The organism is Mesotoga sp. UBA6090 (assembly GCF_002435945.1).
In the GTDB taxonomy this organism is placed as follows: Bacteria; Thermotogota; Thermotogae; order Petrotogales; family Kosmotogaceae; genus Mesotoga.
The window spans coordinates 73,078-97,576 of record NZ_DIXC01000004.1; the positions used below are offsets into that span (position 1 = coordinate 73,078).

Consider the following 24,499-nt stretch of genomic DNA (forward strand, 5'->3'; position numbering starts at 1 on the left):
TCAAGAAATAACAAAGGTCCCCTCTAGGGGGACCTTCGGTCTTCGATGAAGACTCTCACTCAACTACCCTCTTGACCCAGACAGTTCCACTCAGATAGATCGTAACTGAAGAATCCGAAGATGCTTCATAGTCGTAAATGGCGAACCAATCTATATCTTCGGCCGTTCCACCGTTGACTATTTGCAATATCATAGTTAATGCCCCTGATTCGTTGGAGTCTAGCCTGAAAGTGTTCTCGCCGGGATAAATCAAACCACCAAAAAGCTTGTGATCACTTATTGGGTCCGGATTGCCGAAAAAAGCTAGGAATTCTTCTTCTGAATGTCTCTCTCTGAAGACATAGAAGTCAATATCAATAGAGTCTTCCGAACCGGGGTTCTCTGGTATCCATTCTACTCTAGCTTTGATTTCCATACCGGTAATCGCGAAGCTATCTGGAAAATTTAACTGGGTTTCTTTTTCGGCCTCTTGGATTATCTCGTCGAGCGATGGGACTGTCTCGGTTCCGAAAGCATAGTAAGATAACGGCACTATACTCTTGGGGAGTTCAAATTCGAAGGGTTCTATCAATCCTTCGCCAATTGGGATTGGCACCGAAATTACATATAGGCAAGAACTCCCCAGAAGAATAATCAAAGCAACCGATAAAAAAAGCAAGAGTCTTTTCATATTGGATTTCTTCTCCCTCTCTTCACTCCAAAAGAACGCTCAAGAACGGTCATTCAATAATGGAGTTGATTTCTTTTGTTATTTCTTCGGTAAGTTTATCCTTTATGTCCAAAGCCTTTAGATTATCTCTCAGCTGTTGAACCTTGCTGACTCCAAGAATTATCGAACTAACATTTTTATTTAAGAGGATCCAGGCAAGTGCCAGTTGAGCGAGTCCTGTATCAAGTTTCTTAGCGATATCTGCCAACCTCGCAACTTTCTTAAGATTCTCATCCGAGAAGAGTTTGTTCTCTTCAAGATGCTTTTTCAGACCGGGGAATTTTGCCAATCTGCTGTCCTCGGGGATCCCATTGTTGTATTTTCCTGTAAGAAGTCCGCTTGCCAGAGGGCTCCAGATGGTAAGACCTAGACCGTACTTTTCGTATATAGGCAAGTACTCAGACTCAACTCTCTCTCTTACAAACATGTTGTACTGAGGCTGCTCAACAACAGGATGAATAGCATTCAGTTTATCGGCAGCTTTATGGGCTTCTTCCAGCTCTTTTGAACTCCATTCAGATGTTCCCCAGTAGAAGGCAAGACCGTTTCTGACAATGTAATCCATTCCAAGGACAACTTCCTCCATCGGAGTCTCTGGATCGGGTCTGTGAGCGTATAGTATATCTACATAGTCCAGCTGGAGTCGTTTGAGAGAATTCCAGGTTCCTTCAAGAAGATGCTTTCTTGAGAGTCCCTTCTGATTTGGTTTGCTTCCTCCCCAGAAGATCTTGGTGGAAACGACCACTTCCTCGCGCTTGAATTCCTTCAGGATCTCGCCCATCATTGATTCGGCCATACCACTGGCGTACGCCTCAGCCGTATCAAAGAAGTTAATTCCCGCTTTATATGCCTCTCTCATAGCTTCTCTTGCGTTATCAATGTCCAGCTGAGCCCCAAATGTGAGCCATGAACCCAGGCTTAGTTCGCTGATGAGAAGACCACTCTTTCCAACCTTGCGATATTCCATTATCTGCATTCCTCCTTAGTTTTAATTCCGATATGGATTGTTTTAATTATATCATTCTCGATGCTCTTAATGAAGCAGTTGTCAGTACATAAAAGGAAGCCATATAGCAGGTTAATTGAATAGATTTTCCCTAACTGAACGGATTTCCTTTCTTCTCTGATAAACTTGGTATGAGTTGAGAAGAGGAGGCGTTTCTTATGTTCGAAAGGACAAATGAAGCTTCTGGAATTGAAAGCATCTCTTATCAAACTTTGAGCGGTCTGAGCTATTGGGCCGGTTTTGTGGGTGTCTGGACGATTATTGGCGCTGTTCTTGGAATCATAGGATCTATAGCGGGTATGGTAGCGAATCCCTTTTCTATCTTCGGAGCAATAAGTGCAATTATCGCTTTGGTTATGGGACTGAAACTGAGAAAATCAAAAAAGGAGCTAGACACGTTCATTTATTCAAAGTCTACAATAAGCCTGGAGATAGCTCTTGACAGTCTTAGATACTACTTCAGGATACAGGGAGTACTGATAATTCTGGCGATTGTTTTCGTAGTAATCACTTTAGTTGCCATGGCTGTTATTGCAATCTAATGGTGGATTACATGAATGATTTCTGAAACAGTCAGGTTCTTGGAGGTGACTCATTGCTCGTTCTGAATATCGTACTTTTCGCGGTAATCGCTTTGCTCCTTCTCCTTTTTCTCCAATCGAGAAAAAAAACAAGCTTCAGATCGGAATCAATAATTCATAAGGTAGAGAGAATTTCTGAACTAAGTACTGCCAGGATGACTACCTTGTTGATTTTTGAACCAGAGAGGGGAAGTCTTGTTCCTGGAACGGTTCAACGTTTCATCTTCATAGTCCCATTCCAGGTACGCGGTTATCTCGACCTGAGGAAATTAAAGGAAGATGCTATAGAGGTCCATGAAGGTGAAGCAAGGAGAATAAAGCTCACTCTTCCCTCTCCTAAGCTTGAAGTAACTATCCCACAGAATAAGATTCCAGATATCAGGGTGATCAATCAAAGCGGGGTGCTAGTAAGAATTTTCGGCAACAGGGACATGCTGAAAACCTTTCAGTCATACAGTGAAGAGATTGAAAAACAGGCACTTCAAAACGCCTTTGAAATGGGTGTCGATGAGACGTCAAGAGAGAGTGCAAGAAACTTCTTTCACGGACTATTCCTGGGCATGGGGTTCGATGAGGTAGTCGTTCTCTTTGACGAGGATGACGTATCAAAGGCTGAAATGCCGACGGATAAAATCGATAATCCGAGAAGGGAACTGAGTCAATGAATCTGAGACTCTTGATGTGACAAGTTCTAGACCGGTGTAAGAAAGTTTGCTGTAGTTCCCGACAATTAAGGGGGAGATATGATGAAAAGATGGATGATCTATGTTCTTATTGCAGCGGCAGCTGCTGCAATAATCTTGGTTATTACGCTTCCTGGACTTATGAATAAAGAACCTGAACTGGAATTGCCCGTACAGGTTGTCAACCAGGGTGAAACACTGACCCTAAGCTTGAAGCAGTTTGTGAAAGATGAAAAGATTGATGAGGTTGTTCTTGAACTGATAGACGGACCTGGCGTTTTATCTGGTTTCTCATACGTTTTTGAACCAGGTTTTTCGTATGCCGGAGAGATCGCAGTTAGGATTCGCGCAACTGATAAACAAGGAAAGAGCTCTGAAGATGAAATGCTCATCAATGTAATAAGAGTGAATCGGCCTCCCGAAATCAACACATCTCGTGTTGAAATAAGTGAGGGAGAGACGCTTTCAATAGACCTAAATTCAATCGCTGTTGATCCTGATGGAGATAGTCTGGAATTCTCGGTTGAGGGACCCGGTGAGCTGGTAGGAAGTGTCTTTGTCTATTCTCCAGGCTACGGCGATGCAGGTACTAGCGTCTTGAGAGTAACTGCTAGAGATAGTCACGGGAACGAGACTGCTCGGGATATTCAACTTGAAATCATTGATGTCAATGCTCCGCCAGTAATGCAAATCGAAAATCAGGTAGTCAATGAAGGAGAACGACTATCGGTTGACATTGCATCTTCTACTTTCGACGAAGACGGAGATGAAGTCTTCTTCAGTATAGTACAAGGTCCTGGACGGCTTGAAGACGGTCTGTTCGTATACGAGCCTTCCTTTGCAGATGCTGGAATGAAGAACGTGACTATCAAAGCGCTAGACAGCTACGGGAACGAAGGATTTTCTAGTTTTGAGATTGAAATCATTGACGTTAACCGCCCGCCAAGGCTTCTTCTGAGTGACATTGTTTTGGACGAAGGAGAAACAGTGGAAATTGATCTACTCGAAAGGGTTATCGAGCCCGATGGAGACGAGGTTAGCTTTGCCATCGAAGGACCGGGAGAACTGGTCGGCGGCAAATATGTATATTCTCCACACTTTGGAGACGCTGGCGAGAAATCAATCAAAGTGTTTCTAGAAGATGAAAAGGGAGGAACAAGTACCGCTTCTTTTGGAATAAGAGTGAACAAAGTCAACAGACCGCCGACAGTATCGATACCAGATTGGGATATTAGGGAGGGCGAGACCTTGAGGGTCTATCTTAGGGCCTTCATTTTCGATCCTGATGGTGATGATTTGGATTTCGAGATCGTTGAAGGACCCGGCTCCATCGAAGAAGGTCACTATCTTTACACTCCAGACTTTGACTCAGAAGGCGCTCATCAAGTCAAATTGCTCGCCAGAGACGACAAGGGACTCGAAAGTGTCGACACATTCACAGTAGAGGTTGAGAATGTGAACAGATCTCCCGTAAAAGTCATTCCTTCGCTGAATACAACGATCATGGAGACATTCACCCTTAACCTGGACCTGAGTACTCTCTTTTTCGATCCCGACGGAGATGATCTCGAATTTGAGATCGAAGGTTACGGAAGGATAGAGGAGTCTCGCTATATTTTCTCACCTAATTTCAACGATCAGGGAGAAAAACTTGCTACTGTCACTGCATATGACAGCCACAGCTTATCGGAGAACCTTCCTATCAGAATAAGCGTGAGGGACAAGAACAGGAATCCAGAGTCTGCAATAAAGGAGATAAATACTTCGATAAGAGAAGGCTTTTCTCTTAGGATTGACCTTGATCCGTTATTTTCCGATCCTGATGGTGATCAATTGACTTTCATCGTAAGCGGACCCGGGATAATCGAGGGTGGCTATTACTCGTACTCCCCGAATTACAGCGAAGCTGGACAGAAGAGGGTAATCATAACCGCTTCAGACGGTAAGGGGGGTAGTCTTTCATTACCCATAAACATTGATGTCATAGACGTCAACAGACCGCCGACAGTATCGATACCAGATTGGGATATTAGGGAGGGCGAGACCTTGAGGGTCTATCTTAGGGCCTTCATTTTCGATCCTGATGGTGATGATTTGGATTTCGAGATCGTTGAAGGACCCGGCTCCATCGAAGAAGGTCACTATCTTTATACTCCCGACTTTGACTCAGAAGGCGCTCATGAAGTCAAATTGCTCGCCAGAGACGACAAGGGACTCGAAAGTGTCGGCACATTCACAGTAGAGGTTGAGAACGTGAACAGATCTCCCGTAAAAGTCATTCCTTCGCTGAATACAACGATCATGGAGACATTCACCCTTAACCTGGACCTGAGTACTCTCTTTTTCGATCCCGATGGAGATGATCTCGAATTCACTGTTGAGGGCGTCGGAAAAATCAGTGAAGATCGTTTTGTCTACAATCCGGGCTACGATGATCAGGGCTTGAAGACAACTACTATAACGGCAATAGACTCGATGGGCTTATCCGAGACATTGACCGTTAGTATCTTGGTGAGAGACTTGAACAGGCCTCCCGAGCTATTCATACCCGACGCCACTACGGAGATAGGAAGCGAGTATTCTTTGTATCTTAGAGGATTCGCGAGCGATCCAGATGGCGATAGTCTAGAATTCAGGCTTTTGTCGGGACCTGGCAAAATAGTTGAAGGAACGTACTCATTCATTCCCACAAGAAAGGATATTGGAAAGAATGAGATCCTCCTGGAAGTCTTGGACGAAAAGGGAATGAAAACGGAGAATCGATTCACAGTTATGGTTGAAACCTCAGAAAAGGTAACGGGAATCTCATATGCACTTCGCTCAGTTGATAGTGATTCGGTAAGAATCGTTGCAGGTCAGTACGAGATTCTCTCCCAGGAAAAACAGTCTGTAGTTCAAACAGACTGGATCTTCAACTTTTATGAGATTCACTTCTTCGCGGTCAACGAATTGGGAGATACTTTTATCGGTACTGCGGTATTTGATGATGTTGATTCTCAACTCAACAGAAAGATATACTCTCCTGCAGGCAACTACATGGGAAATATCATTCTAATGACCGAATAGAACTCCCGATATCGCACTAATAAGGGCCCCTCTTTCCGGAGGGGTTTTTTGTTTCTCTCTATACCCCCGAGACGTATGGTCTTGTAAAGCTTATTTGAAGACCCATAACGAGATTGCGCAGTAATTTAGTCGGGGCAGAATATTTCATGTGTTATAATTTATGGTTATTTGTGCTCAAACTTATGTTTCTAAATGCGGAGCTGGCTTACTCGTATGATTAATATCAGTGATGTTTTGCGTTTCTCAGGACGAGTGTACTTTCATGGATGTCGCCGAGTGACCAGTTGTTCGGGAATCTGGTTTTTCGAGATCTTCTCGATTCTGAAGAGAAGTGTTCACTGTATTTAAATCCAAAAGTAAGGAGTGGTGAATTTGCATAGTCCTAAATATCTCACAAGTGTGGACAAAATCGAGGGCCTTAGTGAAGAACAGATAAGAGAGATGAGAAGGGTGACGGAAGTTTATCCCTTTAGGGCTAACGACTATTATCTGGGACTGATTGACTGGAAAGATCCTCATGACCCAATAAAGAGGATAATCGTGCCCGATCTCGAAGAACTTGACGAGTGGGGAGATCTAGATGCTTCACAGGAGCATAAGTACACGGTAGCTCCCGGTATGGAGCACAAATACACAGACACTGCTTTGCTGCTTGTCTCGAAGGTCTGCGGGAGCTTCTGCAGGTTCTGCTTCAGAAAGAGACTGTTTTCAGTAGAAAACAAAGAAGTTGTCAATGACGTCACGCAAGGTATAGAGTACATTAGGAAACACAAAGAGATTACGAATGTTCTTCTCACTGGAGGAGACTCACTAATACTGTCCACAGAGAGACTCGGTGACATCGTGAGACAGCTAAGAGAAATCGACCACGTTGGCATAATCAGGTTTGGGAGTAAAATGGTCGCATTCAATCCTTACAGAATCATAAACGATCCCAATCTGCCAGAAATGATCAGCAAGTACAGTACTCAGAAGAAGAAAATCTATATAATGGCGCACTTCAACCACCCAAGAGAACTGACGGATCAAGCGGTAAAGGGCCTCAACATTTTGAGGGATGCAGGTGCCGTGATCTGCAATCAGACTCCAATGATAAGGGGAGTCAACGACGACGTTGAGGTAATGACAGATCTATTCAAGAAGCTCTCGTTTATTGGGATTCCCCCCTATTATGTATTCCAGTGCAGACCCACAAAAGGCAATCACACCTACGCTGTCCCTGCCGAAAAAGGTTACGAGATCTTCAAAAAGTCAATAGACAGAGTCTCAGGTCTTGCCAAGAGAGCTAGATTCGTAATGTCTCATGCAACTGGAAAAATAGAGTATGTAGGACTCGATGAGAACAAAATATACATGAAGTACCATAGAGCGGCAGATCCCAGACGATATGATCTATTCATGGCCTTCGATAGAAACCCAAATGCCTATTGGCTAGATGATTACGTGGACCCGGATTCACTTGTCTAATAGAGTGGTCTAGAAGGGCGGTTTCTGCCGTCCTTCATATCCACTCAGTCCTGGCCAATGTCAGCAATCTTTCGCCGTTACTTATCCGGTGCATTCCCTCAACGAAATTACTGCATTTTCTGAACGTGCCAGTTATTACAACCTCATCATCTCTTCTTGACTCGTGTATGTATCTAATAGCAAGCCTTCGCAGATGCCTGTTCTCGATCTCTTTCGGAACTGTTTCAATTATCCATTTGACATACGATACATTGTTTGAATGTCCATTTGTGTCTAAATCGGACTGGCGGACTCTTAGAGAGACTTCCCTATCCGCAGCTTCCGGTTCGGGAATTTTCGTGAAAGAGAGAGGTTGATGGAAGTCTGTGTCAACACCGTATCTTCTGTAGAACTCTTCCCCTATCCGCACTGGTCTCCGCTTCTTCTGATCGATCAGAATCCACTGGGAATCGGCTTCTACAATGCATGCACCTGAAGTATCATGGATTTCGAAACGCCTGTAAGCGTAGTACCTGTCCATCGAATGCGGAACAGTTCGAACAACGACACTTTCCATGTAGTCAGGATACCTGTCGACCCTTATTTCCCAGCGAAGCAGAAGCCATGCGTATTCTCCCCTGCTCATTACGTCGACGCCGTGGCCAATCTGCACCGTCTGCAACGTCACAACATCGTTGAAATAGTCCATAATAGATGAAATTGAAGCCTTCCAATCATTTTTAAGCTCATAATACCGTACTCTGTAAACCTCTTCCGTTACCAGCGGTTTCAAATCTTCCCTCCATGGTTATGTCTGTGCTTCACATAATGATATGCTCTATCTGTGAGCAGATGTTTCTAATTGTAGCGGGCCATGACGGTGGTATGAATATGATAGCATTCTGTGGCATAGACTGCACGCAGTGCGAGACATACAGAGCCGCTTTAGCTAACGATTATTCGTTGAGGAGAGAAACTGCAGATTTGTGGTCGAAAGACTTTGGATTCGATATTGCATTCTCCGAAATCAATTGCTGCGGCTGTCACAGCGAAATACGCTTCAAACTATGCGATGGATGCCCCTTCAAGAGCTGTTGTGAAGAGAAAGGGATTTCTAACTGCGGGGAATGAGACAAGTATCCGTGAAAACCTTGGAAAGGTTCTTGAGATCATTACCCGGAGCGAAGCCACGACTGGATTTAATTCTTGAACAACGACACGGTTCCTCCGATCAGGAACGCTAATCAAAGATTCTAGGTGTGCCGCTCAATTCTGAAAGACCTTAAGAGAATCGCCTTTCGAGGGCTTATGCCTCTTGCCCGACATTATCTTGCTCCGTTTGTGGCCTTGGTATTTTTAGGATCCATTGTGCATGTCATATGTCTTGGCACAAAAATGAACTTATGTTAATAATGTTTGTGGGTATTAAACTATAAGCAACTGATCCTGCATTATTTCGCCTTATTAACACAAGGTGATATTAATGAAAACAAACTAGAATTATTATAGTTTATAACCCCCCTATCCCCCTTAGATAGGAACCCCATATAGTCCGGATCTAATGATCCGGCTTTTTCTTTACTTAACGGTTCTGGTTTATAATTGTTTTCATAACAAACCTTTGGAGGTGCCGTCGTGAAGTGGATAGACATCAGAAGTGATACAGTTACGGTCCCCGGCGAAGAAATGCGCCGGGTAATGGCCGATGCGGAAGTGGGAGACGACGTTTATGGAGACGATCCGACAGTAAACAGGCTGGAAGAGATAGCCTCGGGAATACTCGGAAAAGAGGCCGCACTCTTTGTCCCATCCGGAACCTTTGGAAATCAACTTTCAATCCTGACACATACGTTAAGGGGCGATGAGGTGATCATACCTGCTTCAAATCACATCATTGTTCACGAGGCAGGTGCTTCTGCTGTGATAGCCGGAGTTCAAATGAGAACTCTTGATTGTGACGACGGCATGCCTTCGGTGGAAAGAATCAGGAAAGCGATCAGGTCTGAAGATCTTCACTATCCTAGAACGGGACTAATCTGCCTGGAGAATGCACATTCCAGCGGACGTTTACTCCCCATGGAATACTTGAAGGAAGTCTACGAACTTGCGAGAAAGAGAAGTGTTCCTCTCCATCTTGACGGTGCAAGAATCTTCAACGCCGCGATTGCTGCTGAAGTAAGCCCGGCAGAAATCGCTGCTCAGTCCGATTCAGTCATGTTCTGTCTATCTAAAGGTCTCGGAGCACCGATAGGTTCAATGCTAGTCGGCACGAAAGAGTTCATAAAAAAGGCTAGAAAGGGAAGAAAGATTATGGGCGGTGCTATGCGCCAGGCCGGGATTATTGCCGCTGCAGGAATTTTCGCTCTGGAGAGAATGATCGATCGTCTCTCAGTAGATCACAGAAACGCAAGATTTCTCGCCGAAGGTCTGTCAACGATACCTGGCATCGAGGTTTTCTCTGAAAGGCTCGACATAAACATGGTCTTTTTCAAGCTCACTAACAAGGTACGTTCACGACTAATAGTTGAGACGCTTCTAGAAAAGGGTATAAAGATCAATCCTCCCGAGGGTGGTGAATGGCGATTCGTGACGAATCTGAACGTTTCACGAGACGATCTTGAAAGAGTCATCATAGAATTCGAAAGAGCTCTCAAAGTTGCCTTAGGAGGCTAGGCAACTCCTCTAGGCTTTCTATTCTGGGCACGTAGTCAAAATAGGATTTGGATCTATCGATAAGTATTCCCTTTATTCCGGCGCCGGAAGCTCCCAGCATATCGACCTGAATACTGTCGCCAACAAAGACCACCTCGGTTTTATCTAGTCCTATAAGAGATAAGATCTTTTCGAAGATCTCTTCAGAAGGCTTGTATGATCTCGCAGTCTCCGAAGTCAACAGCACGTGGTGAGGAATTCTGTTTCTCTCAATCACTTTCTTGACGAAGACATCATCGGCGTTAGTGAGAATCGCAGTGGTGAACTCCTTGCACATCTTCTTAAGTATCTTAGAATCTGAATAGGCAGGAAGCTTTGAAAAGGAGTCATACATGAAATTGCAGTATGATTCAATGTCCCCAGGCAGATCGTATTTTTCGATCAGTTCCGTTATCAGAAGGTAATAGTAATATCTTTCTGGCCGAAATGGCAAACGATGACAATTCTTGAAGTGGCGTCTGTAAAGATCAACGAAATCTCGCTCGATTTCCTCTACTTCAATTCCAGAGTCTGCCGCCATCTTTGAGCAAATAGGGGTGAAGAGCCTTTTGTTACTCACAATAGTACCGAATAGATCAAAAATGATTCCTTTAATCATACCTGTTCTCCATCATCGGGCTCTTAGATTTAGTCTATCTAATTCTGTATAATACAATTGCAATTCTAACATCTTCGAATTGAGATCTGAGAAGATTGGCTGGCTTTCGTCCGAACTCCAGGAGGTGGTAGATATGTCAAGAGAAATGAGAATCATTTGGCTACATGACCGCCTGTCAAGCAATGATCCGGCCTCCATGAATGAATACACTGGAAAGTTCGGCATCTCCAGCCGTCAGGCTCGAAGAGATTTCAAGTACATGAGAACAAATCTGGGCGCTCCGCTAAAATACTCCCGCACTAGTAAAGAATACTTCTATTCCGAAACGTATCGGCTTCCTTCCCTCTTCGAAGACAGCATGAAGTCGCAAACAAAGAGCGAGAATCTTGTCAGCTCAATCTTTCTTAAGGCTATTAATAGAAAGAAGGCTGTGAAAGTTGTTCTTCGAGGAGGTAATGAGTTCTTCTTCAGTCCTGCCTGCTTTGACGAAAGACAAGAGCAATTTTGCGGAGTTCAAGAAGATAGTGAACTTTGCTTTGTCAGGTCGGATGAAGTCGACAAAGTGAAGATCACAAGCAGGAGATACATTGAAGAGCCAATGCTGTGGAAGAAGCTGTTCCCTCGTGGGGCGAAGTTCAGTGAGGCTCGATTTGACTTTGAAAAGGACTTTCGTGTCTATCACTTTTTTCACTTTGGGGACCTGGTTATGTTCCTTGCCTCAAATGAAGAAGCAAGAATTACGGGACCGGAAGATGTAGTTGAGAAACTGAAAGAAGTCACCGTTAGTCTACTGAAGACCTTAGGTGCATGAAATGAAGACTGTCGTGATTTCTCTTATGCTAATTATCGCAACCGTACTTTCAGCGCTTACAATGGACGCGTTTCTCCATTCAGATACTCTTCCCTCAAACCTTGAAGAAGGAAAGGAATTAATTGTGCAATCGCCATCGCAAGGGCTGATAAAGATTGAGACCATGAAGTTTGATTCAGTTATATGGCAGAATATCCAGTGTCAGAATCATCTGATGATAATAAGACCACCAAGTGTACTATCAACAGTCGCAGTAATATTCGTTGCCGGAGATTACAAGTATACGCAGGAAGAGCTTTCCATTTACAGGCTGCAAGCGCAGTAAAGCAAAGCATACGTTGCCGTGCTTTTCGATATACCAAATCAGCCACTTTTCGGCGGGTTAAGAGAGGATTGGCTGCTTAGCTACTCCTTCTCGAAGTTTATCGAAACAGGTGACTATAGCTGGCCGGCTCTGTTGCCAATGGTACAGTCAACTGTTGTTTCGATGAACCTTCTTGATGACTATATCAAGAACATGGGCGACAAGATTGAAGGATTCATTTTGACTGGAGGATCAAAGCGCGGCTGGACTACTTGGCTTACCGCCGCAATGGATGAGCGAATCAAAGGAATCGTTCCTATCGCGTTTGATAATCTCAATATCGCTGAACAAATGCAACACCAGCTAAGTTTCTGGGGAAGCTTCAGCCCTTCGATAAGAGAATACGTTGAGAGAGGGATACTCGACGATCTTGATAACCCTGTCAAGCGAGATCTCCTTCAATACATAGATCCTTTCACCTATCGCATGGATTTAGAAGTGCCGAAACTCATCGTTGTCGGGAGAAACGATCCCCACTGGCCCATAGACGCTTCCAAACTATACGTGGATGATCTCCCTGGTTACTTTTCGATGGTTTATGCGCCTAACGCCAGACATGGAACTGAGGTCTTCAGAGTGACACAGGCTATCAGTTCAATGATCTACCATATCAATACCAGTGAGGAATTTCCCGCTTTGAGCTGCAAAATCGTGTCTTTCGAAGAAGGTGCGAGGATTCAGCCAGTTGTAAAGAGAGGAGATGCCAAAATGAATGAACTCAGACTTTTCACGTCATCTTCTCCAGACGGAGACTTCAGAAAATCCAGGTTCGAATTCGAAATAATAAATGAAACCCAACTAATCGAACTTTCCTTTGGACTTCCTACAGCCTATTACATCGAGGGTGTCTTCACTTTTGGCGGAAAGGAACTTCTCATTTCCACGCCTACAGTAGTGTTTGGAAAGTGACTTGACTCAGGCAGATATTCGAAGTACAATCAATTAGACACCCATCTAATTGATTGGGAGGTAGGCAGTGAGCGACCTTTGCCCGAGTAGAGAAGTACATGTTGATGTAAAACAATATAGAGAGATTGCAGAGGAAGTTTCAGGCCTTTCAGAGCTTTTCAAGGTAATTTCAGACGAGACGCGAACAAAGATTATATTTCTTCTGTCTGAGGCGGAGTTATGCACTTGCGATCTGGCAGAAATTCTGGGATTGACTCTCCCGACGATTTCTCACCATCTGAAACAGCTTAAATCTTACAGACTTGTAAGAAATCGCAGGGAAGGGAAGTCAGTCTTATACTGTCTGGGTGACCATCACGTTATTGACCTCATACACATTGCCAGAGAGCATTTCCAGGAACTATCAGAGGGCGATTAGAATGAAGAAATACAGAATAGAAGGACTTGATTGTCCGAAATGTGCAGCCAAACTGGAGGGCCAGCTAAAGAAATCGGGAGTTGATGCAAGAATAGATTTCTCTTCTTCGACACTAATAATCGATAGTCAAACTTTCGAAGATGTCAAAGAAATCATTCACAAACATTCTCCGGAGATAACTTTGCTGGAATCTCCGGGAGTTGAGAAGGACTTACCCGTCAAAGAACTTGTAAAACTACTCTTCTCAGGAGTCCTGTTTTTCATTGCTTTGGTCTTTTCCCCCTTTCTCCACGGGAACAATGAATTGCTGGAATATGGTTTATTTGTGACTGCGTATCTTGTCGCAGGGGGAAATACCGTCCTAAAGGCTTCCAGGAATCTCCTCAAGGGTGATTTGTTCGACGAGAGTTTCCTCATGACCGTCGCCACTATGGGTGCATTTGCTATCCACGAATTGCCGGAAGCTGTTGCCGTGATGATCTTTTACAGTTTCGGAGGGCTTCTGGAGGCAATCGCCTTGAGAAAATCAAGAAGATCAGTGAAGGAACTGATAGATTTAAGGGCTGAAGAAGTCAATCAGATTATTGACGGAAAACTTCGGACTGTACCGGCAAGTCAGATCCAGCCGGGTGACAGATTTGTTGTCAGACCGGGAGAGAGAATTCCCATTGACGGACTCATCAATTCCGGAAGGACCTGGCTAGATAAATCACTTCTCACAGGAGAAAGTAGTCCCGTACCTGTAGAGGAAGGCGATACAGTTCTTGCCGGAACCATAAACAAGTCAAGTGTAATAGAAGTCACTGCATCAACCAATCTCAAGAAATCTTATACTAGCAGAATGCTGGAGTTAGTTGAAGAGGGGACTTCTAGAAAATCTAACAAGGAGCGGTTCATCACTAGATTCTCGAGGCTGTATACACCCATTGTGGTTTCTATCGCTACTGCAATAGCGGTGTTTCCCCCTCTGCTGTTCGGAGGAGAACTCTCAGATTGGGTTCATAAGGCGTTGATCCTTCTTGTCATTTCTTGTCCCTGCGCACTAGTCATCTCTGTTCCGTTAAGCTATTTCGTCGGTATTGGAAAGGCCTCAAGAGAGGGTATATTGTTCAAGGGAAGTAATTATCTGGAATCTCTCGGCAAGATTGATTCGATTTTCATAGACAAAACCGGGACATTGACCAAGGGAAAGCCAGAGATCTCTCAAATAGAAACTCTCGGCCGATATGACAAGAGAGAGTTATTGGAATACGCAGCCCTAATGGAAAGCTACTCCACCCATCCAGTGGCAAGTTCTTTCAGAGGCCTCAATCCAGAGATTCCCGAAGAGATGAAAATCTCCCACCACACAGAGATCGCGGGAAAAGGTATCACAGCAGAAATCAACGGCATGAAAATGGGCATTGGTAACTCCTCTCTCCTGGAAGATCTCGGAGTTGATTATGAAGAGCGAGGCGTATCCGGAAAGATATTTCTTTCCATCGATGGCAGAGTAGAGGGAGTTTTTACTCTGTCCGACGTTCTGAAGGACGATTCTGCCGATGCCATCATCAAGCTTAGAGAACTCGGAATTAATGAGATAGTAATGCTTACGGGTGATAGTTATAATATTGCTGCTTCCATATCGGCCGAACTGGACCTTGACAGTCTGATTTCCGAAGCGACTCCCGAAGACAAAATGAAGGCAGTGGAGTCAGCAATTGCTAGTGGGAAACAAACCGCATTTGTTGGCGACGGAATAAATGATGCACCGGTAATTGCAAGGGCCGATGTTGGCATTGCCATGGGAGCTTCGGGAGCTGACGCAACAATCGAAACGGCAGATATCGTTCTCTCAAATGATTCGCTCTCGAAAGTTGCAAGAGCAATAGAGCTATCGAGGTTCACTAACACCACCGCAGTTCAGAACATTGTGATGTCCATTGGGATCAAGGTTATTTTTATGACTCTAGGCACCTTCGGCTTGATGAACATGTGGGGAGCAGTATTCGCTGATGTGGGAGTAACTCTTTTGGCCGTTCTCAATTCACTTAGATTGCTCGGAAAATAAGCTGAGAGTGGGATGCCTCGCAGTTTGTTTCACTCTGATCTTCCAGCCCTATCAGCCTTCTCTTCTAGCCTTGACCGAGGTAAGTCAAAAAGGTTTGTGGATCATGATAGAAACGACCAAATTGGTTACTTCATAATCAATCTGTATTTTTCTCCGGCTGCCTTCTCTATAGAAACCTTCGAAAAGAATTCCTGTGCAGTGATGTAGGCATGTGAAAGGACAATTCCAAGATCTATCCAGTGACTGCTCCCAGTCATGTTTGCCTTAGTCCAGATGTATAGATCACCCTTCTGAACGTTGAATCTCCAGGGTTGTCTATTCATCGAAGAAGGGGCAAGTCTGCATGATTCCAATATTTGAAGCAGCCTCTCATCTTCGGGCAACGGTCCCTCGACAAGAGATTCCAACTCCTTCCTTCTCCCCATTCCGGTAAGAATATCGTTTAGGGTTACCTTCCCTGAATCTTCCTTACCAAGGATAATCCCGGCCGGGGAGCCCTCCTCTCTAATCCCGGCATTCCAGCAACTACCTAATCCCATCTTGGTCACTTCCAGCACAATGATTTCTCCCTGGAACCCGTATTCTACAAGCCAGCTCGGCTTGGCGGGACACGGTGCAAATATAACGCCCGATCCTTTGTTCAGATTTCTTAGGGTCCATTTCAGGTGCAAAGAATGAAGAGTAGGAAGCTCCCTGAAGAAGTTCATTAGACTTTCCTTTTCCTCTGCAGACAGGTCGTAATTGAGGAACTTCCTCGTTGAATGCCTCATTCTTATTGTCTCAATAATCATGTGCACCTCCAAAAAAACTATTCACCCGAAATCTTCAACCCCTTTATTGCGATCGAGACCGGTCCGTAGTAATCTTCGTCCAGTTCTGTCTCTTTCGACAGATAGATTGATTCAAGCTCTCTTAGACTACCGGTCACTGAACCTCCCGTTACCGCAATTCTCTTCGAACCATCGAAATACCAGCCTAATCTGATCTCTCCTCCGAAATCGCCCGTTGTTTCATCAACGTCAACTGCCGAGAAATTAGTGACCTCCAGATGATCTACTTTTCGCATCTCATCAATGCTGAGACTGCCACGACCAACCGAGAAGTTCAGCACAGCACCTGTTGGTTCGATTCCCAGGTAGTGGGAATGTTTGATGTCACCCCAGTAATTCTTCAAGATCCCATTTTCGATAACCGTCCTTTTCCCAATGAGAAAACCATCATTGTCAACAGGAAGGCTGAAGTATGAACCTTCAAGTTCCGGCACAACTTCAAGCGTTATCTTATCTCCCGATTCTCCTGACTGAACAGAGTCTCCAGGTTCAGCTTCGGATATCCTGTCATACTTAAGACGTGCATTTGCCTGTTTCAAATAGTATCTCATTACCTCTTTCGCCGGCTCTCCAGTAAGTACTACCGGTATCCTGTCTAAAGCTGGCGTAGGAACGGCATTAGCTCTTTCACCGGCCAACAGAAGTAGTCTGGAAATCCTTTTCCTTATACGTTCAACATCGGGAAGCGCAAGGAGCAACTGATCGTACAGCTCAACTTCTTCTCTGCCGGAAGAACTTACAATGCTTTCGATGTACGTTCTATATTTTGAAAAAGCCACGTCGAGACCTTCAGAGTTGAGAATGCGGTACCCGTTTCTCGTCACAAAAATCTCAACAGAGTTCAACCATGAATTGGACGGTTTTTCATTGTCAAAGATTGCTCCAATAGCATCTCTTGAAAGATCATGGAGGTCATGTTCGGCTGTTTCGAATCTCCGCGAGAATTTCGGTGCCATTGGATACCAGGGATTCTTTACGAAACCTGCAGCAAAAAAGGCCTCCTGTATTGAATGGACGATTTCCTCAACCGTTGTTCCCGGGCTCACGGTAACCGTCGAGCTTCCCCTGTATTTCTTTTCGCCCTCTTCAAAATCATGGTAGATAGTTACTTCGTACTTCTTCACCTTTTTCGCCCTTCCAAGATCGACCTTGTTCCCTACAAAGAAATACTCTTCACTCTCAATGTTCTCTTCCCTTATTCTCCACGCATCTACTGAATTTGCTTCAAGGTTCTTTACAATCGTCTCTATCATTATCCCAACCTCGCTTTTGCCTTAATATATGGTCCACCCGCAGAGACTTTAGCGAACTCCTTGTGACCTTTACCGCAGGCTCCCGTTCCTGAGAGCTTGAAATCTCCAGACACCATGGAAATCGACTTCAGCAAAGAAGGTACATATCCTGTCATCATTACTGGAGATACGACGCGATCCGTGAACTGGCCTTTCTTAATCTCACGTCCGTAGGCTATAACACACTGAATCCCCCAGTTTTTGGGATCCTCCATTCCACTGTAATAGTCTTCAAGAAGAAAACCATAATCTATTGATTCGATCATATCTTTTAGATCATCTTTTCCCGGAGAGAAATATGTGTTCGTCATGCGTGCATATGCTTTTCTCTCAAACGATTCCCTCTTACCGTTGCCGGTCGGCTCAGTTCCAAGAACAGATGCAGAAATCAAATCTGAAATTCCCCTCTTGAGAATTCCGTTTTCTATTATCACTGTGTCCTTTGCCAGACTGCCTTCATCATCAAATGCGTAAGATGAAACTTCTCTTACACCGGCCGCACCGTCATGCATCGTAACCAACTCAGACGCAACCTGCTTTCCCAGGTACTCGACGGCCTTTGCCCGCCCCTTCACAAACATGTCCATTTCGACTCCGTGTCCGAAAGCTTCATGAGCAATCAGTCCTGCAACATCTGGCGAGCAAATCACATCGTACTCACCTGGATCTATTCTCTCGGCCGAGAGCAGAAGTCGAGCATTCTCGACCACTTTCCCGACGAACGCTTCCATCTCGTCCAGAACCTCCAGACCCTTCAATCCCGAGAAACCTTTCATACTATACTTGGTCCTCTTGTTCCTTCTGGCAACGACGTACAAATATCCTTGAGACCAGATGTAGGATTGTGAGAGCTCCTTCCTGGAAGAAATGAAGAGCTTACTCACTTGCACGTTTTCCATGAGGGCCATTACGTTTACTACTTCATCGGAGAGTTCGTGAGCCCGATCCTTAAAAGAAGACAGTCTATCGATTATCTCTCCTGCCGAGAGAGAACCCGGAAGAATTCCAACTTCGTCATTGAAACAGAGTTTTGATTCCTCTTCTTCGAACATCGATACTGCTGAAGTATCTAGATTTTTCTCATTCATACTATTCCTGAACGCAGAAAGCTTTCTCCCTACATACTTTACAATCTCTTCAACTGTTTGATTCCCCATTTCGTTAAACGAGAATTCAAAGTAACCTCTTCCATCATGAATTCTGAGTACGAACCCTCTTTCGGACCATCTCGAATCGTTCACGCTAATCCCTGTTGTCATCGCTTGGTACTGTTTACCTCTGACATCCGTGCCGAGAACTGAAACGTAAGGAAAGTCACGTTCCAGAGAACACACAAGTTTCTTCATCATGTCCCGTTTGTCGTTGAGATATCTTGAATCTTCTACCTTCATCTAGAACCTCCTAACGCGTATTTTGCTCATCACTAAGCAAGAACTTGATCCGAAGAGTCGACTCCAAGAGTTCTAAGCGGAGTACTTATGACAAATTATACTATAATTCGTCAAGACATGAAATAAATGAATTTTGCAGTGAATATAATTAATCAATCTCCCTGTCATAATGAAATATTTTTTCACTTCGAATTAACAATGGAGTGTTATTCTACACCCTGGAAAGACCGTCATTAGGAGGCAAAAAATGGTTAAGGTCGAGAATATCTCAAAGACTTTCGAAAGTCGAAGAAAAAAGGTGGTAGCTGTCGATTCGTTGAGCTTTTCCGCCGAGCCAAAAAGCATTTTTGGCCTTCTAGGACCAAATGGTGCCGGAAAGACTACAACTCTCAGAATTATCTCAACTCTTCTCAAGCCAGACAGAGGAAAGACAAGCGTAATGGGATTCGACTCCGTAGTTCAGCCCACAGAAGTTCGGAAGAGAATAGGTTTCCTTACAAGCGATATGAAACTATCAGGAAACCTTACACCAAAGGAACTGCTTAGATTCTACGGCGAACTCAATCATATGAGGGACACAGATATCTCAAAACGGACAAAGGAACTATCAGAATATCTGGATATGAATGACTTCCTTGACAAGAGAATCGGGAAGCTCTCTACAGGAATGAAGCAAAAGGCTGCGATCGCAGTCAGTCTTATTCATGATCCCGAAGTCATAATCTTTGATGAACCCACAAATGGTCTGGACATCCTTACGGCAAGAACGGTTACCGACTTTCTCAAAGACTACCGCGACCAGGGAAAGACGATAATCATCTCTACTCACATCATGTCTGTTGCCGAAAAGCTATGCAATAGAGTTGGAATTATCTTCAAGGGCAGGCTTGTCGAAGACGACACTCTTGAAGGGCTTTATGAGAAGTATGGCGAAGACAATCTTGAAGGCGTGTTCTTTAAGATTGCAGACAGAGAAGGGCTGATCGAGATTGTTTAGGGATGCTCTAATCATCTTTCGAAAGGAACTCAAGAATATATTCAAGGACGCAAGAACTGTCTTCGCAGTTCTGATTTTGCCGATGTTGATCATGCCAGTGATCTTCCTCGTAATGAACACGGTGTCTACATCCCAAACCAGAACCTACGAGAACACAGTCTACACGCTGAAGATAATTAACATGCCAGACGGGAGGTTCCTTAGTTTTCTAGATCAGATGATATCATTTGAAATTGACGAAACTCTTAGCGAAGAATCGGTCAGAAACCAGGAGAACTCAATCATGTTAGAGTTTCCCGCAGATGCCGCGGAAAGAATTGGTGGTGGAGAGAAGATAGATGCCCGTCTCTTCTACAATTCGACTTCAAGAGGTTCTTCGTATGGGGCTCAAATAGTTCAGAATGCCCTATCGGCGTATTCATCTCTGCTTCTTTCGGAAAAGCTTCTCGAACATGGATTGACACTCGATGATCTCAATCTCGTGAGCGTAGAGAAAAGAGATGTTGCACCGGAAGAGTCTCAGGGAACAGAGCTGCTAGCCACTTTGATCCCATATTTCCTGCTCATATACATCTTCGCCGGATCCATGAATATAGGCCTCGACACAACTGCTGGTGAAAAAGAGAGAGGAAACATGCCTGTGCTTTTGGTGAATCAGGTTTCTAGATCATCAATTGCAACCGGCAAGATTCTCTACGTGATGACCATAGCGATTCTGAACAGCATATTCACTTTCATTGGATTGATAATCGCTTTCAAAGTTGGAGGACCTGCATTTGGGGGTGGTGAGCTCAATTTTTCATCTCTGTCGGCCACAAATCTCTTCGGTCTCTTCATTACACTGGTGACAATGTCCGGGCTAGCAGCCGCCCTAATTGTTCTCCTTGGCTCCTTAGCAAGAAATATGAAAGAGGGAAGCGGTTACGTAATGCCCATATATATTATGGCAATAGTACTGGGAGTTGCAACTATGCAGATGGAATCTCCAGATAATCCCCTTCTTTACTTGATTCCTTTCGTGAACTCGATCTTCGTCATGAAAGATATCATTACCGCCAGTTTTGTCGTTTCGAGATTCTCCCTCATGCTTGTGAGCAACCTCGTTTATGTATCATTGTTCATCTACTTTCTTACTAGAGTCTTCAACAGCGAGAAGATTATGGACATTTCTGGAGCTTAACTGAATCCCGGGAAATCTTCATATATTAGAAACAAATGAGGGCCATGCCCTCCTTTTAATTTCACCAATCAAGGTCTATGGTTTATCATTGAGTTAGGATAAATAGTCAGAATCATTTGTCGGGAGAAGTCTAGGTTGAGGAAAATAGTATCAGTCGGGATTTTTGTTTTTCTGGTTTTCACAATGCTCTTTGGATCCGAGGTACTCGCTGACAGGTATCTTCAGTTTCTCTTACGAGGAAACTATTATCTTGCTTACGAGATGCAAAGTCTAAGGGCGAAAAATCTCTATACAGTCGAAAACATGAGTCAGGAATTTCAGCAGCTTGCGGAGGAATACGGCGAATATCTCTTCATTTTCTCAACCGAGACGAGCAAGATAAGAGGATTCACAGTATTCATCTTTCACGCTCAGTTTGAGAGAGGGTTTATCGACTTCAACGTAGTGGTTGATGATCAAGGCAGAGTTGACACATTTCTGGTTCAACCGACACTGCAAACAGGAGCAATTGCCGAGTACATCGATACGAGAGAATTCGATGAGTTTGAAATCACGATTGGAGATGATAAGAACCGGCTTCCCGCAGTAATTACCGTTCCCAAAGAGATTGACAAGTATCCACTTGTAATTCTCATACATGATTCAGGAGCTATGGACAGAGATTCTACAATAGGTCCTAACAAACCCTTCAGGCAGATTGCCTGGGGCCTTGCAACCCAGGGTGTGGCCGTTCTTCGTTATGACAAGAGAACATTCGTGTTCGGAGAGCGTTTGTCCCAGACTTCTCCAAGTATCGAGACTGAAGTAATACAAGATGTAATCAATGCGATAACTGCCGCATCGAGAATACCCTCAGTCTCATCAATATTTCTTGCGGGACACGGACTTGGAGGCAGAGTTGCCCCAGCAATCGCCGCCAGAGACTCCAGGGTCGATGGAATTATCTTACTGGCTACGCCTGCCAGGAGAGAACTGCAGGTGATAATTGACAAACATGAATACATTGGATCGCTCTATGGAGAAGAAACTGGACAGCAGACTAAACTTCTGACCGACTACCTGCAGACCGCTCTTGATGGTAAGCTGCCTCCCGGCGCCCCCGTCCTGGCAGCAACAGCCGGATACTATTATGAGCTTGACAGAATGAATCCTATTGAAATTGTAAGAGAACTGGAGATCCCCGTGCTCATTGTTCAGGGCGATGCCGATTTCGAATCGACGGTTCAGGACTACATAATGTTCATGAACGCGCTATGGACACGATTGAATGTTTATTTTCAGCTGCTACCCGGTCTCGATCATTACTTTATGCCTGTAAAGGGTGGGATATCAACACCCGATGATTACTATGAGTTTCGACATGTCGATGGTCGTCTCATAGATGCTCTATTTTCATGGATTTATATTTTTGATTGACAGGCTTGCATACATCTGTTCTCAACTCCATACATATCGAGAACTTCTGCTAAAGAATCTATCAATCATAAAGAAAGCACGAAACAAAATGACCATCACTTACTTGCTTCAATGAAGGGCTTTCTTTCCAGCATCTATCGAATGCCCCGGGGCATCGCTTAACAAATCTGCAAGTTTCAGGCGGATCAACGGGAGAGGGAATGTCTCCTTTCACGATCTCTCTCTTTCCGGTCTTTCTCATGTGAGGATTCGGAACTGGAATCGACGAAAGCAATCCGCGCGAGTAGGGATGAAGCGCGTCATTAAAGAGCTGGTCTGTTTCCGCTGTCTCTACTATCTTTCCCAGGTACATAACCGAAATCCTGTCACAAATGTGCTTCACAACTGCCAGATCGTGAGCAATGAATAGATAAGTCAATTTGAACTCGTGCTTTAGATCTTCAAGCAGGTTAATAACCTGTGCCTGGACAGATACATCAAGCGCCGAAACAGGCTCGTCGCAAATGACGAGTGCAGGATTCAGGATCATCGATCTGGCAATTCCTATTCTCTGTCTCTGTCCACCTGAGAATTCATGAGGGTATCGGTACATGTACTCTGGCCTTAGACCTACCTTTTCAAGGATCTCTGCTATCATTGATTTTCTCTCTTGCTTGCTTCTGCCAACGGAGTGCACCCTTAGCCCTTCCGCGATTATGTCGTGTACTGTTATTCTCGGATTGAGAGACGCATATGGATCCTGGAATACCATCTGTATCTCCTTCCTGAAGGGTCTCATTTTCGATTCGGAAAGAGAGAAGATATCTACATTGTTATCAGTCGAACCTCCTCTATAGAGGAATTCTCCATCGGTAGGCTGGTAGATTTTTATGAGGGTTCTTCCAATTGTGGTCTTTCCACAACCCGATTCTCCAACCAGCCCAAGAGTCTCACCCCTATAAATATGCAGGTCAACCCCATCTACCGCCTTCAGATTGGACCTAGACCTGAACCCGCTCTTTATGGGGAACCATTTCTTCAGGTTCTTGATCTCTACCATTGGGGAAACCTTCATCACACATCATCCCCTTCAAATAGCCAACAACGAACTGAGTGATGGCCTTCGGATTCAATCATCGGCGGTTTATCCAGACATTTCTCAAATGCCATCGGGCAACGCGGCCTGAATCTGCAGCCATCGGGGAAATTCGACGGATGGGGGACATAACCATTTATTACGTTCAACTTCTTCTGATCTTTCTTGGAAATCTCAATCTTTGGTATAGAATTGATCAGGCCCTTTGTGTAAGGATGCATGGGTTTGTCGAAGATGTCAAATATGTCCCCGCTCTCAACAATCTGACCTGCATACATTACGAGAACTCTATCACACATTTCGGCGATTACTCCCAAATCGTGCGTAATGATTATCGTGGCTGTGCTAAACTTATCCTTCAGCTCGTTCATTAGTTCCAAAACCTGGGCTTGAATAGTTACGTCAAGCGCTGTAGTGGGTTCGTCGGCAATGAGTAGCTCCGGGCTGCATGCGAGCGCCATAGCAATCATTACTCTCTGCCTCATACCTCCCGACAGTTGATGAGGAAATTCCGTGACTCTCTTCTTGGGGTCTGGAATCCCAACAAGCCGGAGCATTTCCACGCTCCTCGTCATTGCCTCCTCCTCACTAAGACCTTCGTGCAGCCTGTAAACTTCGGAAATCTGCCATCCAATCGTGTAGAGGGGATTCAAAGAAGTCATGGGTTCCTGAAATACCATTGATATCGACTTCCCTCTAATCTTCTGAAGCTCTTCCTTGCTAAGACCTAAAATATCCTTCCCTCTGAAAGCAATCCTTGCATCTTCACCGAGAAAGGCGTTCTTTGGGAGCAACCTCATTATTGAGAAAGCTGTGATTGTCTTGCCACAGCCAGATTCCCCTACGATCCCGAGAGTCTCTCCCTTTGACAGACTAAAGGAGACTCCGTCTAGAGGTGTTATCCTTCCAAGCTGAGTTTTAAAGGAAATCTTCAAGTTGTCAACTTCGAGAATTCTTTCCATGTT

At 44.5% G+C, this 24,499-nt stretch carries 22 protein-coding genes and 1 pseudogene; 14 read left to right on the top strand and 9 right to left on the bottom strand.

All coding sequences use genetic code 11. The features are described 5' to 3' along the window. Positions 1-55: 55 nt before the first annotated feature. Positions 56-670 (bottom strand): hypothetical protein, encoded by a 615-nt coding sequence (locus B3K42_RS00865; RefSeq protein ID WP_110989669.1) that lies wholly within the window; start codon positions 668-670, stop codon positions 56-58. 49 nt (positions 671-719) lie between these two features. Beyond that, on the bottom strand, positions 720-1,676 hold the full coding sequence (locus B3K42_RS00870) for a potassium channel beta subunit family protein (protein ID WP_110989668.1): 957 nt from the start codon (positions 1,674-1,676) through the stop codon (positions 720-722). A gap of 197 nt (positions 1,677-1,873) precedes the next feature. Between B3K42_RS00870 and B3K42_RS00875 the strand changes: the two genes are divergently transcribed. From B3K42_RS00875 to B3K42_RS00890, 4 genes are all read left to right on the top strand, one after another. Then, positions 1,874-2,257, top strand: coding sequence for a DUF5362 family protein (locus B3K42_RS00875; RefSeq protein ID WP_110989667.1), 384 nt, complete (start codon positions 1,874-1,876; stop codon positions 2,255-2,257). A gap of 53 nt (positions 2,258-2,310) precedes the next feature. Next, positions 2,311-2,961 (top strand): DUF4230 domain-containing protein, encoded by a 651-nt coding sequence (locus B3K42_RS00880; RefSeq protein WP_110989666.1) that lies wholly within the window; start codon positions 2,311-2,313, stop codon positions 2,959-2,961. Between the two features lie 81 nt (positions 2,962-3,042). Continuing rightward, positions 3,043-6,045: an Ig-like domain-containing protein gene (locus B3K42_RS00885; protein ID WP_292596315.1), complete on the top strand. Its 3,003-nt coding sequence runs from the start codon at positions 3,043-3,045 to the stop codon at positions 6,043-6,045. Between the two features lie 372 nt (positions 6,046-6,417). Further along, positions 6,418-7,512 (top strand): KamA family radical SAM protein, encoded by a 1,095-nt coding sequence (locus B3K42_RS00890; RefSeq protein WP_110989664.1) that lies wholly within the window; start codon positions 6,418-6,420, stop codon positions 7,510-7,512. A gap of 34 nt (positions 7,513-7,546) precedes the next feature. On the opposite strand, the gene B3K42_RS00895 is transcribed toward B3K42_RS00890, so the two are convergent. After that, entirely contained in the window at positions 7,547-8,284 is a 738-nt protein-coding gene (locus tag B3K42_RS00895) for an acyl-[acyl-carrier-protein] thioesterase (protein ID WP_110989663.1), read from the bottom strand. 98 nt (positions 8,285-8,382) lie between these two features. Here B3K42_RS00895 and B3K42_RS13810 point away from each other — a divergent pair, with 98 nt between their 5' ends. Further along, the gene (locus B3K42_RS13810) at positions 8,383-8,622 is read left to right on the top strand and encodes a DUF3795 domain-containing protein (protein ID WP_220026548.1); all 240 of its coding nucleotides are present in this window, start codon (positions 8,383-8,385) and stop codon (positions 8,620-8,622) included. A gap of 504 nt (positions 8,623-9,126) precedes the next feature. Beyond that, positions 9,127-10,164: a low-specificity L-threonine aldolase gene (gene ltaE, locus B3K42_RS00905; protein ID WP_110989661.1), complete on the top strand. Its 1,038-nt coding sequence runs from the start codon at positions 9,127-9,129 to the stop codon at positions 10,162-10,164. On the opposite strand, the gene B3K42_RS00910 is transcribed toward ltaE, so the two are convergent. Continuing rightward, a complete protein-coding gene (locus B3K42_RS00910) occupies positions 10,142-10,801 on the bottom strand; it encodes an HAD family hydrolase (RefSeq protein WP_110989660.1) in 660 nt (219 codons plus the stop codon). The two genes, ltaE and B3K42_RS00910, sit on opposite strands and share 23 nt — an antisense overlap. 133 nt (positions 10,802-10,934) lie before the next feature. Between B3K42_RS00910 and B3K42_RS00915 the strand changes: the two genes are divergently transcribed. The 5 genes and pseudogenes from B3K42_RS00915 (at position 10,935) to B3K42_RS00935 (ending at position 15,353) form a co-directional block, all read left to right on the top strand. Beyond that, positions 10,935-11,612 (top strand): hypothetical protein, encoded by a 678-nt coding sequence (locus tag B3K42_RS00915; protein ID WP_292596321.1) that lies wholly within the window; start codon positions 10,935-10,937, stop codon positions 11,610-11,612. Then, complete coding sequence (locus B3K42_RS00920) at positions 11,605-11,937, top strand: hypothetical protein (protein WP_146227019.1); 333 nt, start codon at positions 11,605-11,607, stop codon at positions 11,935-11,937. Before B3K42_RS00915 ends, B3K42_RS00920 begins: the two co-directional genes overlap by 8 nt. A gap of 15 nt (positions 11,938-11,952) precedes the next feature. After that, positions 11,953-12,885, top strand: a pseudogene (locus B3K42_RS00925) (PhoPQ-activated protein PqaA family protein); the annotation flags it as partial. Between the two features lie 67 nt (positions 12,886-12,952). Beyond that, positions 12,953-13,303, top strand: a complete 351-nt coding sequence (locus tag B3K42_RS00930; RefSeq protein ID WP_110989656.1) for an ArsR/SmtB family transcription factor — start codon at positions 12,953-12,955, stop codon at positions 13,301-13,303. Between the two features lies 1 nt (position 13,304). Further along, the gene (locus tag B3K42_RS00935; RefSeq protein ID WP_110989655.1) at positions 13,305-15,353 is read left to right on the top strand and encodes a heavy metal translocating P-type ATPase; all 2,049 of its coding nucleotides are present in this window, start codon (positions 13,305-13,307) and stop codon (positions 15,351-15,353) included. A gap of 125 nt (positions 15,354-15,478) precedes the next feature. Here the strand turns inward: B3K42_RS00935 and B3K42_RS00940 are convergent, their stop codons facing one another. From B3K42_RS00940 to B3K42_RS00950, 3 genes are read right to left on the bottom strand one after another with little or no spacing between them, the layout of a single operon-like run. Next, positions 15,479-16,144 carry a nitroreductase family protein gene (locus B3K42_RS00940; protein ID WP_110989654.1) on the bottom strand — a complete coding sequence of 222 codons (666 nt, stop codon included), beginning with the start codon at positions 16,142-16,144 and terminating at the stop codon, positions 15,479-15,481. 17 nt (positions 16,145-16,161) lie between these two features. Beyond that, on the bottom strand, positions 16,162-17,436 hold the full coding sequence (locus B3K42_RS00945; protein WP_110989653.1) for a metallopeptidase TldD-related protein: 1,275 nt from the start codon (positions 17,434-17,436) through the stop codon (positions 16,162-16,164). Further along, a complete protein-coding gene (locus tag B3K42_RS00950) occupies positions 17,436-18,866 on the bottom strand; it encodes a TldD/PmbA family protein (RefSeq protein ID WP_110989652.1) in 1,431 nt (476 codons plus the stop codon). Before B3K42_RS00950 ends, B3K42_RS00945 begins: the two co-directional genes overlap by 1 nt. A gap of 247 nt (positions 18,867-19,113) precedes the next feature. On the opposite strand from B3K42_RS00950, the gene B3K42_RS00955 reads away from it, so the two are divergent. From B3K42_RS00955 to B3K42_RS00965, 3 genes are all read left to right on the top strand, one after another. Next, positions 19,114-19,863, top strand: a complete 750-nt coding sequence (locus B3K42_RS00955; RefSeq protein WP_110989651.1) for an ABC transporter ATP-binding protein — start codon at positions 19,114-19,116, stop codon at positions 19,861-19,863. After that, entirely contained in the window at positions 19,856-21,043 is a 1,188-nt protein-coding gene (locus B3K42_RS00960; RefSeq protein ID WP_110989650.1) for an ABC transporter permease, read from the top strand. The genes B3K42_RS00955 and B3K42_RS00960 overlap by 8 nt, the downstream gene beginning before the upstream one ends. Before the next feature lie 135 nt (positions 21,044-21,178). After that, the gene (locus B3K42_RS00965; RefSeq protein WP_110989649.1) at positions 21,179-22,459 is read left to right on the top strand and encodes an alpha/beta hydrolase; all 1,281 of its coding nucleotides are present in this window, start codon (positions 21,179-21,181) and stop codon (positions 22,457-22,459) included. 61 nt (positions 22,460-22,520) lie between these two features. On the opposite strand, the gene B3K42_RS00970 is transcribed toward B3K42_RS00965, so the two are convergent. Together B3K42_RS00970 and B3K42_RS00975 are read right to left on the bottom strand one after the other, a co-directional pair. Beyond that, positions 22,521-23,513 carry an ABC transporter ATP-binding protein gene (locus B3K42_RS00970; protein WP_110989676.1) on the bottom strand — a complete coding sequence of 331 codons (993 nt, stop codon included), beginning with the start codon at positions 23,511-23,513 and terminating at the stop codon, positions 22,521-22,523. Beyond that, on the bottom strand, positions 23,513-24,496 hold the full coding sequence (locus tag B3K42_RS00975; protein WP_110989648.1) for an ABC transporter ATP-binding protein: 984 nt from the start codon (positions 24,494-24,496) through the stop codon (positions 23,513-23,515). Before B3K42_RS00975 ends, B3K42_RS00970 begins: the two co-directional genes overlap by 1 nt. Between the last annotated feature and the right edge of the window lie 3 nt (positions 24,497-24,499).

Excerpts from the sequence above, each read along its gene's own strand:
- B3K42_RS00955 (WP_110989651.1), top strand. The coding sequence starts at position 19,114 with ATGGTTAAGGTCGAGAATATCTCAAAGACTTTCGAAAGTCGAAGAAAA.
- B3K42_RS00870 (WP_110989668.1), bottom strand. The coding sequence starts at position 1,676 with ATGGAATATCGCAAGGTTGGAAAGAGTGGTCTTCTCATCAGCGAACTA.
- B3K42_RS00975 (WP_110989648.1), bottom strand. The coding sequence starts at position 24,496 with ATGGAAAGAATTCTCGAAGTTGACAACTTGAAGATTTCCTTTAAAACT.
- B3K42_RS13810 (WP_220026548.1), top strand. The coding sequence starts at position 8,383 with ATGATAGCATTCTGTGGCATAGACTGCACGCAGTGCGAGACATACAGA.
- B3K42_RS00970 (WP_110989676.1), bottom strand. The coding sequence starts at position 23,513 with ATGAAGGTTTCCCCAATGGTAGAGATCAAGAACCTGAAGAAATGGTTC.
- B3K42_RS00940 (WP_110989654.1), bottom strand. The coding sequence starts at position 16,144 with ATGATTATTGAGACAATAAGAATGAGGCATTCAACGAGGAAGTTCCTC.
- B3K42_RS00875 (WP_110989667.1), top strand. The coding sequence starts at position 1,874 with ATGTTCGAAAGGACAAATGAAGCTTCTGGAATTGAAAGCATCTCTTAT.
- B3K42_RS00915 (WP_292596321.1), top strand. The coding sequence starts at position 10,935 with ATGTCAAGAGAAATGAGAATCATTTGGCTACATGACCGCCTGTCAAGC.
- B3K42_RS00935 (WP_110989655.1), top strand. The coding sequence starts at position 13,305 with ATGAAGAAATACAGAATAGAAGGACTTGATTGTCCGAAATGTGCAGCC.
- B3K42_RS00945 (WP_110989653.1), bottom strand. The coding sequence starts at position 17,436 with ATGATAGAGACGATTGTAAAGAACCTTGAAGCAAATTCAGTAGATGCG.
- B3K42_RS00950 (WP_110989652.1), bottom strand. The coding sequence starts at position 18,866 with ATGAAGGTAGAAGATTCAAGATATCTCAACGACAAACGGGACATGATG.
- B3K42_RS00865 (WP_110989669.1), bottom strand. The coding sequence starts at position 670 with ATGAAAAGACTCTTGCTTTTTTTATCGGTTGCTTTGATTATTCTTCTG.
- B3K42_RS00910 (WP_110989660.1), bottom strand. The coding sequence starts at position 10,801 with ATGATTAAAGGAATCATTTTTGATCTATTCGGTACTATTGTGAGTAAC.
- B3K42_RS00885 (WP_292596315.1), top strand. The coding sequence starts at position 3,043 with ATGAAAAGATGGATGATCTATGTTCTTATTGCAGCGGCAGCTGCTGCA.